Consider the following 1,168-nt stretch of genomic DNA (forward strand, 5'->3'; position numbering starts at 1 on the left):
TACTGAGATTGAACTCGTGGTGTCGTAGGGACTGACAGGTCGTGGCTTCCTGCGATATCACCGGGGCATGCGGTATCCACAGGGCGGCGGGCTGACAGTCGAACGTCAGCAGTTTCGCGAGGAGTTACGACTCAAGGCAGCCGAGCGGTTCACCAGGGGCGAGGCGAGTTCGTTGATCGCCAAGGAGCTGCGCATCAGCGTCCGGTCGGTGCAGCGATGGCGGCGGGCGTGGGACGAGGGCGGTCCACGTGCTCTGCGGTCACAGGGACCGGCGTCGTTGCCGAGGCTGAGCGAGAAGCAATTCGCGCAGTTGGAGGCGGAGCTGGCCAAGGGGCCGGCGGCGCACGGCTGGGAGGACCAGCGGTGGACGCTGGCGCGGATCAAGACGGTGATCGGCCGGCGCTTCCACCTGGCCTACACGATCCAGGGCGTAAGGAAGCTGATGGTCCGCAACGGCTGGTCCTGCCAGGTCCCGGCCCGACGCGCGATGGAGCGGGACGACGAGGCGGTGGCCGGGTGGGTCAAGGAGGTGTGGCCCTGCGCGGAAGACTCGCGGCGGCCCGTGGAGCCTGGCTCGTCTTTGAGGACGAAGCCGGCTTCTCCATGACGCCGCCGCAGGCGAAGACCTGGTCACAGCGCGGCCGGACTCCAGTGGTGCGGGTTCGCGGCCGCTCCCGCAGACGGGTGTCCATCGCGGCGCTGACCTGCTACAAACCTGGCCACCGGTCCCGGCTGATCTACCGTCCACGCAGGGACGACGGCCGCCGCGACGGCCGCAAAAGCTTCTCCTGGCGCGACTACCGGGACCTGCTGATCGCCGCACATCAGCAGCTCGGCGGCCCGATCGTGCTCGTCTGGGACAACCTCAATGTCCACAAGGCCGCCGACCTGCGGGAGTTCGCCGAGGGCCGGGACTGGCTGACCATCTACTACCTGCCGCCCTACGCCCCCGACCTCAACCCCGTGGAAGGGATCTGGTCGCTCCTGCGACGAGGCTGGCTCTCCAACGTCGCCTTCAGCACCCCCGAACACCTCGTCCGGCGCATCCGACGCGGCCTACGGCACATCCAGTACCGCAGCGACCTCATAGACGGCTGCCTCGCCGAGACCGGCCTGTCCATCAGACCTACCTGAGCAACGGCACGACACCACGAGTTCAACCTCAGTA

At 67.8% G+C, this 1,168-nt stretch carries 2 protein-coding genes; both read left to right on the forward strand.

Translation table 11 applies throughout. The annotated features are described in order from the left end of the window. Window positions 1–67 precede the first annotated feature (67 nt). Window positions 68–607, forward strand: coding sequence for a winged helix-turn-helix domain-containing protein (locus tag AB0C96_RS43070; RefSeq protein ID WP_362925763.1), 540 nt, complete (start codon window positions 68–70; stop codon window positions 605–607). Further along, window positions 604–1,134: a transposase gene (locus AB0C96_RS43075; protein ID WP_362925765.1), complete on the forward strand. Its 531-nt coding sequence runs from the start codon at window positions 604–606 to the stop codon at window positions 1,132–1,134. Before AB0C96_RS43070 ends, AB0C96_RS43075 begins: the two co-directional genes overlap by 4 nt. Window positions 1,135–1,168 lie beyond the last annotated feature (34 nt).

The organism is Streptomyces sp. NPDC048506, from assembly GCF_040651315.1.
Taxonomy (GTDB): Bacteria; Actinomycetota; Actinomycetes; order Streptomycetales; family Streptomycetaceae; genus Streptomyces.

Bases quoted from the DNA above. Each gene is read 5' to 3' on its own strand.
- AB0C96_RS43070 (WP_362925763.1), top strand. From the start codon at position 68: ATGCGGTATCCACAGGGCGGCGGGCTGACAGTCGAACGTCAGCAGTTT.
- AB0C96_RS43075 (WP_362925765.1), top strand. From the start codon at position 604: ATGACGCCGCCGCAGGCGAAGACCTGGTCACAGCGCGGCCGGACTCCA.